General features: G+C 63.4%; 12 protein-coding genes and 1 pseudogene. 6 read left to right on the top strand and 7 right to left on the bottom strand.

The features are described from left to right. Positions 1–209: 209 nt before the first annotated feature. From EA346_RS01025 to EA346_RS01010, 4 genes and pseudogenes are all read right to left on the bottom strand, one after another. The gene (locus EA346_RS01025; RefSeq protein WP_296754530.1) at positions 210–680 is read right to left on the bottom strand and encodes a CopD family protein; all 471 of its coding nucleotides are present in this window, start codon (positions 678–680) and stop codon (positions 210–212) included. A 130-nt stretch (positions 681–810) separates the two neighbouring features. Continuing rightward, positions 811–2,475 carry an NAD-binding protein gene (locus tag EA346_RS01020; protein WP_296754533.1) on the bottom strand — a complete coding sequence of 555 codons (1,665 nt, stop codon included), beginning with the start codon at positions 2,473–2,475 and terminating at the stop codon, positions 811–813. Between the two features lie 40 nt (positions 2,476–2,515). Next, positions 2,516–2,899, bottom strand: a complete 384-nt coding sequence (locus EA346_RS01015) for a DUF6394 family protein (protein ID WP_296754527.1) — start codon at positions 2,897–2,899, stop codon at positions 2,516–2,518. Between the two features lie 29 nt (positions 2,900–2,928). Beyond that, a pseudogene (locus EA346_RS01010) lies at positions 2,929–3,048 on the bottom strand (hypothetical protein); the annotation flags it as partial. A gap of 295 nt (positions 3,049–3,343) precedes the next feature. Here EA346_RS01010 and EA346_RS01005 point away from each other — a divergent pair. From EA346_RS01005 to EA346_RS00995, 3 genes are all read left to right on the top strand, one after another. After that, positions 3,344–3,682, top strand: a complete 339-nt coding sequence (locus tag EA346_RS01005; protein WP_296754524.1) for a type II toxin-antitoxin system prevent-host-death family antitoxin — start codon at positions 3,344–3,346, stop codon at positions 3,680–3,682. 9 nt (positions 3,683–3,691) lie between these two features. Continuing rightward, positions 3,692–3,976 (top strand): hypothetical protein, encoded by a 285-nt coding sequence (locus tag EA346_RS01000; protein ID WP_296754522.1) that lies wholly within the window; start codon positions 3,692–3,694, stop codon positions 3,974–3,976. Positions 3,977–4,216: 240 nt separating this feature from the next. Beyond that, on the top strand, positions 4,217–4,705 hold the full coding sequence (locus EA346_RS00995; protein WP_296754519.1) for a DsrE family protein: 489 nt from the start codon (positions 4,217–4,219) through the stop codon (positions 4,703–4,705). Here EA346_RS00995 and EA346_RS00990 read toward each other — a convergent pair. Next, positions 4,695–5,777, bottom strand: coding sequence for a putative zinc-binding peptidase (locus EA346_RS00990; RefSeq protein ID WP_296754517.1), 1,083 nt, complete (start codon positions 5,775–5,777; stop codon positions 4,695–4,697). The two genes, EA346_RS00995 and EA346_RS00990, sit on opposite strands and share 11 nt — an antisense overlap. A gap of 486 nt (positions 5,778–6,263) precedes the next feature. Between EA346_RS00990 and EA346_RS00985 the strand changes: the two genes are divergently transcribed. The 3 genes from EA346_RS00985 to EA346_RS00975 all read left to right on the top strand — a co-directional run bounded on the left by EA346_RS00985 (position 6,264) and on the right by EA346_RS00975 (position 11,808). Then, positions 6,264–6,467: a dodecin family protein gene (locus EA346_RS00985; RefSeq protein WP_296752119.1), complete on the top strand. Its 204-nt coding sequence runs from the start codon at positions 6,264–6,266 to the stop codon at positions 6,465–6,467. Positions 6,468–6,625: 158 nt separating this feature from the next. Beyond that, on the top strand, positions 6,626–8,350 hold the full coding sequence (locus tag EA346_RS00980; RefSeq protein WP_296754514.1) for an activator of (R)-2-hydroxyglutaryl-CoA dehydratase: 1,725 nt from the start codon (positions 6,626–6,628) through the stop codon (positions 8,348–8,350). Further along, on the top strand, positions 8,350–11,808 hold the full coding sequence (locus EA346_RS00975) for a BadF/BadG/BcrA/BcrD ATPase family protein (RefSeq protein WP_296754511.1): 3,459 nt from the start codon (positions 8,350–8,352) through the stop codon (positions 11,806–11,808). Before EA346_RS00980 ends, EA346_RS00975 begins: the two co-directional genes overlap by 1 nt. A 55-nt stretch (positions 11,809–11,863) precedes the next feature. Here EA346_RS00975 and EA346_RS00970 read toward each other — a convergent pair whose 3' ends face one another. Next, entirely contained in the window at positions 11,864–12,520 is a 657-nt protein-coding gene (locus tag EA346_RS00970; protein WP_296754510.1) for a response regulator, read from the bottom strand. Positions 12,521–12,931: 411 nt separating this feature from the next. Next, positions 12,932–14,749: an SLC13 family permease gene (locus tag EA346_RS00965; RefSeq protein ID WP_296754507.1), complete on the bottom strand. Its 1,818-nt coding sequence runs from the start codon at positions 14,747–14,749 to the stop codon at positions 12,932–12,934. Between the last annotated feature and the right edge of the window lie 37 nt (positions 14,750–14,786).

Here is a 14,786-nt window from a genome sequence, read left to right as displayed (position 1 = left end):
GACGACGCTGCTTTGCGGCCATGGGTGGGTGCGAGACCCGTCGGGTTACGCCCTTGGGGCTAACCCGACCTACGGATTGTGGCTTTTCATCGTCAGGGGTGGCGCAGGATCATGGCGGTTAGCCATGAGGCTCAGCCAGGTTGCCGGTCGCTTGATTCACCCGCAGCGTACCGTGACGTGAAGCCCAAGCGCACCGGGAGGATGCTCGTTCACCAATAGCGCCCGCCAGTGCCGAGGACGATGGTGACCAGACCGATCACCAGGTTGATGCCGATGAAGATGCGGATCTGACCGAGCCGGCGACCGGCTTCGGGCCAGTCCTGTGCCGCGATGGCCTGGCGCATGCGCCGGTAGGGGGCAAAGAAGATGTGCGCGTAGATCGCCATCATGATCAGGCCCAGGAGCAGCATCCAGTGCACATGGCCGCCCACGTTGCCCATTCCGCCATAGAGCCCGAAAATCAGCCAGAAGCCGGTTGCGAGCAGCACGATGATGATGCCCCAGACCCAGGGGAAGAAGCGTGCAAAGCTGTCCTGCCACAGTGTGGTGCGTTCCGGCACCGCGAGCAGGGCGGCGGCGGCCGGGCGCATGGCCACATAGGCGAAGAACATTCCACCCACCCAGATCGCGGCGGACAGGGCGTGCAGGGCGACCATCAGGCTGATCAGGGTCGTGGACATCTTTGGGGCTCCGGAGTGGCTGGGGAAGGCGCTAAGGTACCATCTGGCCCTGCGCGCGGGGTATATCCGGTGGGCGGCAAGTCGCCTTTCGTTCGGTTCGGGAGGGTGTTCAGCCGTGCGTGCAGCCCGGTCAGGCCGCGCGCTGTGCGATGCGGCGCCAGATCCAGCCCTGCGGACGATCCTCGCCCGTGATCAGGAAGTCCAGGGCCTGCGGGTTGCGCAGCGCCCGGTTGATGCGCGACGCCGCGCACGGCTGGCCGGCGAACAGGATCCGGTCACCCGGGTGCAGCGGTATCTCGGCGTCGGGAGTGACCAGTTTCTCCCTCCCGCCACCGCGCTGGAGCAGCAGCGTCACGCAGGGAACCTGCTGCTCCCGTCGGCCCGGATCGACCAGCAGTTGCCCCAGGGAGAGCGGCTCGTAGCGCAGCCGCTGCAGCAACGCGGGTGCCGCGTCGGGCGTCAGTGGGGCGCTCCACAGTTCCGGTACCCGTTCGTCGGTGACCGCGCCGATCCGACTGACGAGCTCGTTGGCCCAGTCGTCGTCACGTTCGCGAGCGAGCTTCAGGAAGAGAGGCAGCAGCGGCGAGGTCAGGTGCGCGAGCACCGCCTCGGCGAGGATCTCGCTGTGGCGCATCACGAGATCGACGTGTCCGGCGGCAAACAGGGCTCCGTTGTCGTCCTTGTTCTGGCGGCCGACCATGAACAGATCCGGATTCAGTTCATGCGCCGTCATCAGGATCGACAGGTTGTTGGTGTCGTGGTTGGTTCCCGCGACAATTCCGGCAGCGCCATCGATTCCGGCCTGCTGCAGCGTGTCTGCCTCGGTGCCGCGGCCCTGCACGCAGTCACGGGTGCAGCCGGTTCCCTCCGGATCCTCTTCGATGATGACTGTGGTCACGCCTTCGCGCGTGAGGCCCTGGTGCACCGCCTTGCCGAAGCGCCCGTAGCCGCACAGAATCCAGCGACCGCCCGGTGGGTACAACGGCATCGGCAGGTCGCTGCCGGGAACGCTGCTGAGCCACTGGTGCAGAAGATGATGCCCGGGAGAGTGCAGCGCCAGTGCCAGTCGATCGCCAAAGGTCTCGAAGGGATTGATCACGTGCTCGGTGCCGAAGGAGCGCATGTTCCTCTCGGCATCAACGCTTTCCGCGCGGCAGATGACCGGCAGCTCGGGGTTCAGCAACTTCACGGTGATCGCGATCTTGAGGTTCACCTCGTCGCTGTCGGTGAGCGCGACGACGCCCTGGCAGAACGGGTTGTGCAGGCCGGCCGAACGGAGCCGGGCAGAACTGCTCGCATCCGCGCAAAGCCCCGGCACGTGGTAGTCCATATCGGAGAGCGCAAGATCGGTGATGCGGTCCTGATCGCTGTCGATCACCACAACCCGTTTGCGCCGCCGGAGCAGGGCGCGAACGAGCAGTCCCCCGGTGTCGCCATAGCCGCAGACAATGAAGAACGGCGCACGCAGGCGGCGGATGCTGCGATCGAAGGCCTGCTGGCTGACCGCCAGCCTGAAGGTCGGGTCCTGCACCAGGCCAAGGATTCGACCAATTGCATAAAGCCATGCGATCACCGACATGTAGATGGTCAGCGCGGCCCACATGCGCTGCGCTTCGGTGAAGGTGTAGGGAATCTCGCCGAACCCGATCGTCGGCGCCGTATAGGTGACGAAGTAGAAGGCATGGAAGAAGTCCATGCGCCAGACCTCGCCCTGGTCGTCCACGCCCGGGATCAGGACCAGGCCGGTGATGGAGATGCTGTACGCCGCCATCAGCAGCAGGAGCGGCGCACGCATGCGCCGCAGGAAGAGAAACAGGACCTTGTCCACGATTGCCTCAGCGGCGCAGGTTCACGGTATCGGCGATCAACAGCACCACCGAGATCACGTTCGCGAGCATCGCGCCTCCCGCGAGCGACACGATGCTGGCCATCATCATGCCGTCCATCCCGGCCGCGCTGATGTTCACGGCATAGGCCCAGACGGCGGCAGCGGCAAACAACTGCAGGACCGCGACCAGCGAGGTGGCCAGCAGCAGCGCCCCGGTCTGGGTCCGGTCGCCGAACTTGAGGACCGTCGCGATCAGGTTCACGACGACGGCGGCGAACAACTCGTAGACGTTGTGATGCGCGGGATTGTCGATCTCGCCGAGAAAGAAGCCGAAGTTCAGCGTCAGCGCCAGGATGATGAAGAAGCCGAAAACCACTTTCTCGAGATTCATGTGTTCTCCCTTGCCATGCGTTGTGCCCCCGCACCGATACGCGTTCCCCTGGCCCTGAGCGCGACACAAAGAGCCAGCCCGAAGCTGACCCAGAGGTTCACCGCGCCAATCAGCAGCACGAACAGCATGTATAGCAGAAACTCGAGAACTTCCGGCCTCCTGATGATCACGAATCCTCCGCAAGCCGGGAAAATCGCATTCATCGCAGCGAAACCGCCAAAACCTTCGCCTGCAAGGCAGGCTCCTACAAGGACAAGGAGCCGTGGGAGCGCGCCCTGCGCGCGAAGGGATCCTCTGCGGAGCTTCCGTGATAATCAGGTCCGAACTTTCCGCATGGCCCACTAGATGCCTGTGGGACTTGGGCTGAAGTCGCCGGATATTTTGGCGTTACAAGCCATTTCGGCCATAATGGCTGTATTGGCTTGTAATGCGGGGTATCTATCCATGAAGACTGTGACGGCTGTGGAAGCCAAGAATACCTTCGGGCGCTTGCTGGAAGCAGCCCGCCGTGAGCCGGTGACCGTGACCAAGAACCATCGCGAGATCGCGGCAGTGTTTGCTATGGAAGACGTGCGCGCTCTGGCTGATGCACTTCTCGCGGAACCGCTCAAGGCTGAGGTCGCAGCAGGTACGCGCAACGTCATCGACGCGCTGATGGCCCAGCTCGAAATCAACCGGCGGCTGAAAAGCAGTCGAGCGGCGATTGAAGGGGGGCAGGGTGTGGTCGCGGACGATGCATACTTCGAGCGCCTGCGTGCTCGCGCAACATCACGTATCTCCTAAGCTCCACGGGTGAAGGATGCCAAGGTCATTTTCGGCCCCGAGGTCGATGCCTCCATTGTGCTGGTGATCGACTTTGTCGCCGTCGACGAGATTCCGGATGTGCTGCATTTTCTTCATTTGCTGCAAACGCGCCTGGTCGAGACCTTGGCCACCTTCCCTGAATGTGGTGCGCGGTTTCAGGGGGACGTGCGCATGTTCTCCGTTGCGGGCCACACCTTCCTCTATGAATATCATGCAAGCACGAACGAGGTGCATGTTCTGGATATGATTGCGCCGGGACAGGACTGGCGTTAGAGGTTCACCGCGCCAAGCAGCAGCACGAACAGCATGCATAGCAGAAATTCGAAGACGCCCGGCATCTGCACCGACAGGATGTCTACCCGGGAATGCCGATGGCTGCGGTGACGTCCACCAACAGTCGGGTATCATCGATCGGTCGCCGCATCCCCCGGATTTCCGGTTGGATCGCATGGAACCATGGCAGCGGCCGAATCGGGAGATTCCCGGGCGCGGAAGTCAACTCAGGAGAAAGACATGTCTACGATAATCGGGAAAGCCCTTGCTGTTATCGGTATTGCGATGTTCATGTCTGCACCGGCGCTGTCCGAACCCGAGGCGCCGTGGGGAATGGCCAGCCTGGAGGAGGTCGACTATGCGCCGCAGAAGGTGGTGTATGACGTTGCCGAGGGCGACCCGGAGCGGTTTGACCGCATCCTCGACCGGGTCAGCTTTCTGAACAACGTCTATGACGCCGATCCATTTGACGCTTCCATCGTGCTGGTGCTGCACGGAGACGAGATCGGTTTCTTCGCCATCGAGAACTACGCGGAGCACGGCGAATTGATGCGGCGTGCGCAGAGCCTGACCCTGGCCGGGCCGATCCAGTTCCGGATGTGCGAGGCCGCTGCGCATGCGCGCGGCTTCGCACCGGAGGACATTCACGGTTTCGTGCACATGGTGCCGATGGCGGACGCCGAAATCATCCGTCTGCAACAGGAAGAAGGGCACGTCTTCATGCAGTAGCGCGGGGGTCTTTCACGATCCGGTGCACCAGCCGCAGTTTCTCGATCACCGGTGGGGCGAGCACGAAGGGGTAGGCGTCTTCGTGCCCCATGCTGCGGTTCAGGCTGTTCATGGCAAACGCGAGCGGTAGCCAGTGATTGAGAATGACCTGGAAATCGTCTTGGGCATAGGGATCGAATGAGTGCGCGGCCCTCAGTTCAGCGCGGCCTCCCACCCGTGGCTGCACCCGAATGCCGAACTGTTGGGCCGTCTCCAGCGTGTCGACGATGTGCAGGTAGTGCGCCCAGGTCTCGGCCCAGTCCTCCCAGGCATGGCTGCTGGCATAGGCGCTGATGAACTGCTCCGGCCAGCCTGCCGGAGCGCCCTCCGTGTGGTGGCGCTCCAGTGCCTGCCCATAGTCGAGGGTCTCGTCGCCGAAGAGCCGATGGAACTCGTCCATCCATTGACTGCCCCGGACCAGGCGGTCCCAGTAGTAGTGCCCCGACTCGTGGCGGAAGTGCCCCAGGATGGTCCGGTAGGGCTCGGCCATATCCTGGCGCATGCGCTCTCGGGTGGCGGGATCGGCCTCGGCAATGTTGATGGTGATCAGGCCGTCGGCATGTCCCGTCAGGACCTTGCCCGTTTCATTGAATGCGGGTTCGCTGTCCGCAAGGAAATCGAAGGCCAGCCCAGCGGGATTCTCGTGTTTGGGCTGGATCGGAAGCCCCAGTCGGAGCAGGCTGTAAACCAGTCGGCGCTTCTCGGATTCCAGGCGCTGCCAGCGGGTGGCATTTTCGGGCACGCTGAGGTCTGGGATGGTGTTGTTCAGGCGACAGGAGAGACACAGGGGGTTGGCATCGTGCTCCGGTACCATCCAGTTGCAGATCTCGTAATCGGTCGAGTTCGCACACATGCGGTAGCGGTGGCTGTCGTGACGTGACCCCAATGCCCGCCACAATCCATCCCAGCTGGCCTTGAGCGCCGCGACCTCGAGGCGATCCGGAAGAAATCCCAGCGTGTGGCCGCAACGCGTGCACGCCACGTTCTCGAAATACAGGTGCTGGCCGCAGGACCGGCAGGTAAACAGTTTCATGGCGTTCCTTGTTTCCAGGATGATTTGTCGTGCGATCGGATGGGCAATCCGGGAGCTCGCGGGCCATGCCGGATGTTCAAGAATAGCATTTCAACCCCCCCTTTCTGCACCGCCGCTCGCATCCTGGGAGGCGGCATGCGGTGATGATGTCAGGGCCTCAACGTGGCCCTCGTAGACGCGCGGCAGAAAGGGATCAGGTTCATCCCGCCCTTATGCTGCGTGTGCTCGCCGGGAGGATCGAACGCATCGCAGGGGTAATGGCGGGTGTCAAGCTGTACCCGTCCGGATGCAGGGCTGCACGGCGTCAACGGGTGTGATTACCTAGGTGCGAGCCCCACATGGTGATCGGACGGAGTGTCCTCTATCTTCTTGGGTGGGAGCTGGAATGGCATGGGAAGCCCGGGTGTCGCGTGCGGTCGTCAGACCGTGCGCGGCAAGCCTGTCCCATATGTGATCCAGCGAGGGTTTTCACCACCAAGGAGGACGATGATGGCAGTCGCAAAGATTTCGGAAATCACCGCCGAGTCCAACGTGAGCTTCGAGGACGCGATCCAGCAGGGCATCGACAGGGCGTCAAAGACGATCCGCGGTATTCGGGGTGCCTGGGTCAAGGAACAGAAGGTCAGAGTCGAGAACGGGAAGGTCACCAGTTATCGGGTGGACATGAAGGTCACCTTCGTGCTCGACTGAGCCTTGCAGCGTCAAGCCACTTGAGGCTGTTCCCACCGGGTTGGCGATGGAGCAGGCCGGTGGTCTCAGGGTTCCTCGAAACCATGGGAGGCTGACACAATGAGCCAGCAGCGCTGGTCCTTCGGGACTTGGTTGTTCCGGAAATGGTCGCCGAACCAATGAGTGTGCATCGCGCCGATGTCGCGCAGGCGGGTGTTTCGCGATTCTACAAGCGCCCCGCGGAGCGGCCTTTCACGCGCGCGGAGCGGGGTCATGTCACCCTGATCTTCGGCAGTCTCTCAACGGCCCACGACCGGCTCCTGAAGGCGACCCTCCAGGGTCTTGGCTACCGCGCCGATCACCTGGCGACGCCCACTCGCCGTGATTTTCAGACCGGCCGGGAGTATTGCACGGCGGGCCAATGCAACCCTGTCTACTTCGTCACCGGGGCATTGATCAATTATCTCACGCGCCTGCGCGACGAAGAGGGGGTCGCGCCAGAGCGGATTGTCGCCGACTACGTGTTCGTCACGGTCGGCTCCTGCGGGCCCTGCCGGTTCGGCATGTACGAGGCTCAGTACCGGGCCGCGCTGCACAAGGCCGGGTTCGATGGATTCCGTGTGATCACCTTCGACAAGAAGGCGGGCGGCGACGGCCACGACCCGGGAGCAGTGGGTGATGGTTTCGAAACCAATCTCAGGCTGTATCGGGCCCTGCTGAACGGCTTGTTCGCCGCCGATGTGCTAAACGCCGTATTCCATCAGATGCGGCCCTATGCCGTGGACTCCGAGTCCGTCGACGCAGTCCTCGAGGAGTGTCTGACGGAATGCGAGACGATCCTGCGCGACAAAAGCTATGAGGCTCACCCAGGCTGGATGACCCGTCTGCTGAGGCCGCTGACGCCGCTGGGGTCGGCCGAGGACCTGGCACAGTTTCTGGGCCAGTTGCGCGATTCGGATTACGTTCGGATGCTGTCCCGGTGCCGCTCGATCATCGAGCGCAACATCAAGGTCGACCGTTTACGTGCAAAGCCGGTGGTCAAGATCACCGGCGAATTCTGGGCGCAGACGACCGAAGGGGACGGCAACTTCCGGATGTTTCAGTTCCTGGAAAGCGAGGGTGCCGAGGTGAGGGTCGAGCCGATCGCCGCGTGGATCGACTACATGCGCCACAATCTGCATGGGGTCGCCAGGGATCGCCGGGTCGTGGCGGTCGACCGGATTCCCGCGGGGCCTCTGCAGCCTCTGCGCCGGCTCGGGGCCTGGACCCGTTTCCTGTTTCAGGATCGCCTCCTGCGGCTGACGGGGTGGCTCATGCACCGGGAATACGATCGGCTGCGGGCGGCAATCGGCGGCACGGTGCCGCCGCTGACCGGCCAATTACAGCTCGAACGCATCGGCAACCCGTATTACCACTCGCGGATCATGGGCGGTGAGGGGTATCTAGAGATCGCCAAGAACATCCACGCGTTCCACCACCGTCAGGCGCACATGACCCTGTCGCTGAAGCCGTTCGGGTGCATGCCGTCGACGCAGTCCGACGGTGCCCAGGCCGCGGTACTCTCCCGTTATCCCGAGATGAATTTCCTGCCCATCGAAACCGCCGGTGACGGCGAACTCAATGCCTACTCCCGCGTGCAGATGTCGCTCAGCGAGGCAAAGACCCAATCCCGTGACGAATTACGTCAGGCATTGCATGAGTGCAATCTCTCCCTGGAGACCGTACAGGCCTACGTGGTCCGCCATCCGCATCTCGGCGATCCGTTCCATCCGATCCCGGAACACCCGGGGGTCATCGGGCGCGGAGCGAATTTCATCCGTCACGTGGCCAGGCTGATGGCCCGTGACCCCGGCTGGAAGGAGCAGCAGCGCGTGAATACAGGAATCCTCGCGGACAAGGCCTGATGCGCACACTCTCTGATACAACGCCAGGACCACGCTCCAGTGAACACCCGACGGGATTGGTCATCGGTCTGGACGTAGGCTCGACCACCGTGAAGGCGGTGGTCATGGATCCCAGCGACAGGCAGTTGCTGTGGCAGGAGTACCGTCGGCACGAGACCCGGCAGGCGGAGACCGTGGCCGGGTTTCTGGCCCGTATCGAGACGGCATTTCCCGGTCATCCGGCCGCGGACTTCCGGATTTTCGTCACCGGGTCCGGGGGCGGCCTCCTGGCCGCGCAACTCGGAGGCCGGTTCGTGCAGGAGGTCCACGCGGTTTCGCTGGCCGTGGAGATGCTGCATCCGGAGGTCGGGAGCGTGGTGGAACTCGGTGGGCAGGATGCCAAGATCATCGTGTTCAAGGATCTGGGTGCGCGTGGGAAGAAGAAGATCCCGTCCATGAACGACAAATGCGCCGGCGGTACCGGTGCCGTGATCGACAAGATCAGCGGCAAGCTCGGGATCGCGCCGGAGCGTCTCGGATCCATGGGTTACGACGGTTGTACCATCCATCCCGTCGCGGGCAAGTGCGGGGTTTTTGCCGAGACGGACATCAATTCGCTGCAGAAGCAGGGCATCGATACCGAAGACCTGATGGCATCGCTGTTCGAATCCATCGTCCAGCAGAATCTTTCCGTGCTGACCCGCGGCCATACCCTGCGCCCGACCGTGCTGTTGCTGGGCGGTCCGAATACCTTCATCCGCGGCATGCAGGAGTGTTGGCGGCGCAACCTGCGGGACCTTTGGCAGGAGCGCGGGGTGGCCCTGCCCGATCCCGCGCGCGGAGCCGACGCGCACATCGTGGTGCCGCAGCATGCCCAGTACTTCGCGGCATTGGGCGCCGCGGAATTCGGGCGACGGGAGCTGGAGGAGGATCTGGGAGCCGGCCGTTATCTCGGGCGCGCCGGGCTGGAGGCGCATATTGCACGCAGCCGGGAGGAGGTCCGTGGCGACGGGATTCCCCGCGGGCTGGTGGGCAGCCCGGAAGAACTGGAGGCCTTTCTTCAGGAGTTTCGTCAGGAGCCGTGGCAGCCGGTCACCCTGCAGCCAGGCGAGCGCGTTGCCGCCTTCATCGGGATCGACGCCGGGTCCACTTCGACGAAGGGCGTTCTACTGAGTCCGGAGGGAGAGGTGCTGGCCAAGGCCTACCGCCTGTCGCAGGACAATCCGATTCAGGACTCGGTTGCGATCCTCGACGAACTCGAATGCCACGTGACCGCGCAGGGGGCACAGCTGACGGTGCTCGGAGTGGGGACCACCGGTTATGCCAAGGACATCATCCGCGACGTGCTGCACGCGGACACGGCCCTGGTGGAGACGGTGGCCCACGCCCATGCCTGCCAGCATTTCTATCCGGGAACGGACGTCATCGTCGATGTCGGGGGGCAGGACATCAAGCTGCTGTTCCTGAAGGACGGCCGCGTGCGCGACTTCCGGTTGAACACGCAGTGCTCGGCCGGCAACGGGTATTTTCTGCAGGCGACCGCCAAGGCCTTCGGCGTGGAGGTGGACGACTACGCCGACGTCGCGTTGAGCGCCCAGGCGATGCCGGAATTCAATCATGGCTGCGCGGTGTTCCTGCAGTCCGATATCGTGGACGTGCAGCGCAAGGGCTGGGAGCACAGGGAGATTCTCGCGGGTCTGGCGGCCGTGTTGCCCAAGAACATCTGGCTCTACGTTGCCCAGATCCCGAATCCGGCCGAGCTCGGGAGTCGCTTCGTACTCCAGGGCGGCACGCAGAACAACCTGGCGGCGGTGAAGAGCCAGGTCGACTACCTGCGCGCCCGCTTCCGCAGGACCGGCCAGTCCTGCGACATCCGCGTCCATCGCCACTGCGGCGAGTCCGGGGCCATCGGCTGCGCCCTGGAGGTCCGGCGCCTCTGGCGCGATGACCAGCCCACCTCATTCATCGGGATCGACCGGGCCCGTCGGGTCCGGCATCGAACGATCCGCCGCGAAGAGACGCGATGTCACTTCTGCAAGAATCTCTGTCTTCGCACCTTCATCGATGTGCACACGGCAGACAGCGATGCGGCCGGACCGGAAGCGGCCATTCAGGAGTCTTCCGGCGACTCCGCGTCCGCGCCTCCCCCGGGGCATCGCAGGGTGATCGTCGCCAACTGCGACAAGGGCAGGGTGGAGGATCTCGGCGAGATGCGCCGCATCAAGGCCGACCTCGATGACGTGGTGCGGCGCAACCCGAACTTCCTGGAGATCGCCGCCCGGTCGGTATTCAAGCGCCCGGACGTTGATCCCGTCGCCGGGAGTCCGACGCGTCATGGCATCCTGGCCCCTCTGCGCCGCCGCTGGGGCGCTCGGCGCTTTGCCGCCATGGAAAAACGGCGCAAGCTGCGCATCGGGTTGCCACGGGTACTTAATCTGTATTCCTCTGCGCCGTTCTTCGTCGGCTATTTCATGGCACTCGGTCTGTCCTACCGCCAGTTGGTCTTTTCGGCCTACACCGACCAGGATCTGTACCACCGCGGGGCGCGGCGCGGCAGCATCGATCCATGTTTCCCGAGCAAGCTGGGTATCGCCCATGTGCACGATCTGCTCGAGCGCGTGCACGCGCGCAAGCCGCTGACCCACGTCTTCTTCCCGATGATCGACGGCTTGCCCACAAGCCTCCACGGCGTGCAGGCGTCGAAGTCCTGCCCCACCGTGGTGGCGACGGCGGAGGCCACCCACGCGGCGTTTGTCACCGAGGGTGATCTGTTTGCCAGGCACGGCATCTCGTTCAAGAAGACCTTCGTCAATCTCGACGAGCCGCAGCTCTGCGCACGGCAGATGCAGGAAGACTGGGGCGAAGCGTTGGGGATGAGCCTGGAGGAGTCGCGGCGCGCGGTCGAGGCGGGGCTGGGCGCCCTCGAGCGGTTCTACGAGAAGATGCGCTCACGCCAACGGGCCGAACTGGACGCGCTGGAACGCGACGGCCGCGTTGGCATCGGCGTCCTCGGCCGCCCGTACCACAACGACCCGGGCGTCAATCACGGGATCCTCGAGGAACTGCAGCGCGCCGGCTACCCCATCTTCTGGCAGGACGCGCTACCACTGGACGCCGACCTTCTGGAGCGGCTTTTCGGGGCCGAGGTCCGTGCTGGCGACATCGAGTCACCGCTGGTGATCGACGATGTCTGGAAACACAGTTTCTCCGAGCACACCTCGCGCAAGCTCTGGGCCGCGAAATTCATCGCCCGCCATCCCAATCTGATCGCTTTGGAGCTGTCGAGCTTCAAGTGCGGCCACGACGCCCCGATCTACTCCGTGGTCGAGGAGATCATCGAGCGCTCCGGGACGCCGTATTTCTGCTTCAAGGATCTGGACGAGAACCGTCCTTCGGGATCCATCAAGATCCGCACCGAGACCATCGCGTATTTCCTGGAACGCTACCAGGCACAACTGCGCCGCTCGCAGGTTGGTTAGCCGCTGAGAGCACCAGCGCCGGCGGTGATCACGCCGGAGAACCGGGGTGCGGGCGTTATTCAGCCGCGTCCGATCCGTTTCCCCGCAGGCCCACCCCCCGGGCCTCGCCGTCTCTGGACATCTGGCATAACTCGGCGATGCTTTCCGCCTGCATCTTTTCCATCATGCGGGCCCGGTATTTCTCCACGGTACGCGGGCTTATATCGAGCTCGCGCGCAATTTCCTTGTTGCTGAGGCCTGCAGTGACATGTTGGAGCACCTCGCGCTCACGCGGTGTCAACTCGTTCACCCGTTCCTGCGTCTCCCGCTGCCCCTGGACGCGGGCACGCAGTCGGCCGTTCACTTCGACCGCTTCATCGATACGAGCGAGTAGAGACTCCGTGGCGAAGGGTTTTTCGAGGAAGTCGACGGCGCCGCCCTTGAGCGCTTGTACGGATGCCGGGACATCGCCAAAGGCCGTGATGAAGATGACCGGAAGCAGGCACTCGCGGGCATGAAGGGCCTCTTGCAGTTCGAGGCCGTTCATCTCCGGCATGCGGAGATCAAGAACGATGCAGCCGAGCTCGTCGCAATGCACATCCAGCTCCTGCAACAGGGCCTCGGCGGAGGGGTAGGTGACCGTCCTGTAACCCGAGAGGCCCAGGACCAGGGATAACGAGCGCCGCAACTCGGCGTCGTCGTCCACGAGTATGACGATAGGCCCGTCGCTCATTCGGTCGTCTCCGTTGGTTGGGTCCGCGTGGTTCATTGGGTCGGCGACTGATTGAGAAACATCGGCAACGACTGTAACTCGAAAGTTTTTGGTTTGTGCGATCGGGATGCCTTGGTATTAGACGGACGACGATCGAAATGTGCGTCCCTGGGGCGACTCCTGGGGATGATTACCTAGGAGCCCATCCGCCTGTCACAGCCCCGATTACTGCGTAATATAGACAGGTTTGGGAATTTGTGCCAAGAAACAAGTTCCGCGACTTCTTGACCACGGTGCCTTCCTGGCACGCCGATTCGGTCGCCGAGACTGTCGACGCCCTCGGGTCGAAGCCGAGAAAGCCGTGGTCCGGTTTTGGCAGCGGGGCGATGACGTTGCCGGGGAGGCTGACGCTTTCCGACGGGCCACCAGATCTCAGACAATCCACAACCACCAGATGCTGACGCTGGTCACCACCATCAGCAGAAGGTTCAGCGGTGCCCCCACCTTGGCGAAGTCGGTGAATCGGTACAGGCCTGTGCCGAAGATCATCGTATTGGTCTGGTACCCGATGGGCGACAGAAAGCTGGTCGAAGCCGCGAACATCACCGCCAGCACGAGCGCGAAGATGTCGATCTGCAGGATATGCCCCAGCGAGATCGCCACTGGGACCAGGATCACCACCGAGGCGTTGTTGCTGACCAGTTCGGTCAGCAGCGTGGTCACGAGGTAGAGGGCCATCAGCACGAGAATCGGGTGCCAGCCGCCAGCCTGAACGGCCAGGAGCCCCGCGAGCAGATCGGCCGCGCCGGACTTCGTCATCGCGATGCCGAGCGGGATCACGCCGGCAAGAAGAAAGATCACCGGCCACGATACGCTGGCGTACATGCCTTCCCTGTCGATACTGCCCGTCGCCACCATTGCGACCACGCCCATGAGCGCGGTGACCACGATGGGCAATGGTGTCAACGTGGCCCCGAGCACCACGGCGGCCATGATGCCGCCTGCGATCCACATGCGGCGGCGGTTGAACTCATCCTGGCTCTCCTCCAGGATCATCAGGTCCTCGGTGTCGCGAAGGCGGGCCAGCGCAGTTCTTGAGACCTCCAGCAGTGCGATCCCACCAACCTCGAGCGGCTCGTCGGCGATGCGACGTTCTTCCAGCGCATCCTTTTCGAGGCCGATCAGGCGCGCCTGGTAGCGTTTCCAGAATTTTGCGGAACGTACCTCCTTGTCCTCGAACAATCGCGATTCCCGGAGCAGCACGCGGACGAGCTTGCCATCGCCGCGGACCCGGCTGGATTCCCCCGATACAGAGAGCACCTCGACCAGGTCGGATTTGATCAGGTCCATCACCTGCCGCAGTTCGGCGTGCGCCTGGATGATGTCGTCAGGGCGTACCCGGATTTCTTCCGCGCGTTTGATGTGGACCGTCTCGCCGCGGACGAGCTTGAGCACCCGGACGGAGGCCTTCACCGCGAACCTGTACTCCTCGAGGGTCTGGTCTACCAGTGGGCTGTCCGGCGGCACGCCCAGTTCGATGATGAAGCGGTCCTCGTCGTCGCCCAACCGGATCAGGTCCTTTTTGGGCATCAGCCAGCGGCCGACGGTCACGAAGTAGATCAGGCCCACACCCAGCACGATCAGGCCCAGGTGGGTGAACTCGAACATGCCGATCTGGCGGCCGAAGTCCTCGTGGTCCGCGAGGATCGCCGAGGCCAGGATGTTCGTCGAGGTGCCGATCAGGGTCAGGGTACCTCCGAGCATGCCGAAGAAGCTGACCGGCATCAGCAAGCGCGAGGCCTGCATCTTCAGGCGGCGTGCCATGTCCAGCATCAGCGGAATGGCCACGGCGACCGCCGCGGTATTGTTGATGAAGCCCGAAATGAGACCCACCAGGGCCGCAATGATCAGGATCATCCGCAATTCGGACCGGCCGACCATCGGGAACAGGCGCTGGCCAAGCACGTGGATCAGCCCCGAGCGCTGAATTCCGGCCGATAGAATGAACATCGCGAGCACCGTGACCGTCGCCGTGCTCGAGAGCCCGGAGAGCCCCTCCCGGACCGTGGGAAACGCGGCCTGGAGATCCACCCCCCGGTCCAGCAGCCACTGCGAGTGAAACAGCAGCGGGATCGCGATCAGCGTGATCAGGATCAGGATCGCGGTGATGTCCAGCGGCAGTTTTTCGCTGGCGAACAGATACAGCGCCGCGGCGATGATGGTGAAAACCAGTGCGATTTCGACGGTCAACTGTTGTCTCCCGGGGGTGCCTGACGGACTGCCATTC

Source organism: Thioalkalivibrio sp., assembly GCF_007692535.1.
In the GTDB taxonomy this organism is placed as follows: Bacteria; Pseudomonadota; Gammaproteobacteria; order Ectothiorhodospirales; family Ectothiorhodospiraceae; genus Thioalkalivibrio.
This window is presented reverse-complemented; position numbering and strand designations above follow the sequence as displayed.